Raw genomic sequence first — 1,303 nt, forward strand, 5'->3', positions numbered from 1 at the left:
TAGCATCATGCCTTTGTAAATTAGCTGTTTTGCTTTCTTGTGTAAAATTCGTAAATAAATGGGATTGTTTTTTATTTTTATTCTTTGAAACTATGTTATCTTCGTAAATATAGCGTGGAAAGCATTGTCCTTTATCTATTGCATCATGGTTAGGTAAATTCTTAGTCATTAAGACAGAGAAACCACTTCTTCCTCCAACAGCAGAAACTTGTATTACTTGATTTTTAACCGCTTGTCCTATCGGGAATATACGAGGCATTTGATAAACCCCATCGTTAAAGATGCGATTATAATAAAGCCATTGTTTTGTAAAAGGACGATAAAGACTTTGAGTAAGACTGTAACATTCAAACTTAAAGAGTTTTTCTTTTACCAATTCTTGTTTAATATTATGACTCCAACTGATCTTTTTTACATCGGAATTGACGAAATTATCTACAGCATTTGCACGTGTTTTACGATCAGAGTGTCGATAGGTAGTATTAAAACGTTCTACTTCGCTGTTATAGAACGTAATCATATTATTCATGTTTTTCTTTAAAAATTCACGGCTTGAGTTATATGTCCAAGCATCACGATTAGTTTTTAGACCACAAGAAAAATTTTCAAATAGTTTTTTACCATATCCTTTCTTATCACCTAAAGCTAAGAATGTTTCAAAACTTTCATCACGTTGATGAATCCAATCACCATGCTTATCTGGTGTAATTATTTTCCAACCTTGTTTACTTCGTGTAATGCCACCAACACTACCAAAGTCTTGAATCATTCCAAGTTTTTTTTCGGTGGAAAGATTATCTCCAATATCATGATAGTAAATTTTACATGATTCAGTCACATTGGGCTTTTTGATAAAGAGCGTTATAGCAATACCAGTCATACTTCCGTTGCCAAAAACATTTTCCCCTTCTTGAGCAGCCCCATTACTTAACATGTTTTTACGAATATCTCCTCGTAAATTGAGTACGTAAATACTGCTAAATTCTTTGGCTAAAGATTTTCGTAAACCGTCCATTGTCGATTTTTCTATGTAACCTGAACCAGAAACAAAGCCGATTATTCCAGCATTATCAATACGATCACTAGCCCAACGAATGGCACGAATATAGCTGTCATAAAGTGCTTGCACAAAAGGTGTTTTAGATTGAGCAGCATAAATTTCACGAATATGGTTATCTAATAGTGGATAAGGGGTCTTCTTTGCGTTGTCATTTTCATTCTTTTGTCCTACTGAATAAGGAGGGTTACCAAAGATAACTTGGATATTTAGATTTTTTTGATGTTCTAAATACTCACTGTTGTT

Annotated in this window: 1 protein-coding gene; it reads right to left on the minus strand. The window is 33.4% G+C overall.

Annotation, left to right across the window (positions count from 1 at the left end; translation table 11 throughout):
• A partial coding sequence (locus tag GGR08_RS07950; protein WP_343050851.1) for a type ISP restriction/modification enzyme occupies positions 1 to 1,303 on the minus strand: 1,303 nt, incomplete at both ends.

The sequence above is a fragment of the Bartonella fuyuanensis genome (assembly GCF_014197255.1).
GTDB classification, from domain to species: Bacteria; Pseudomonadota; Alphaproteobacteria; order Rhizobiales; family Rhizobiaceae; genus Bartonella; species Bartonella fuyuanensis.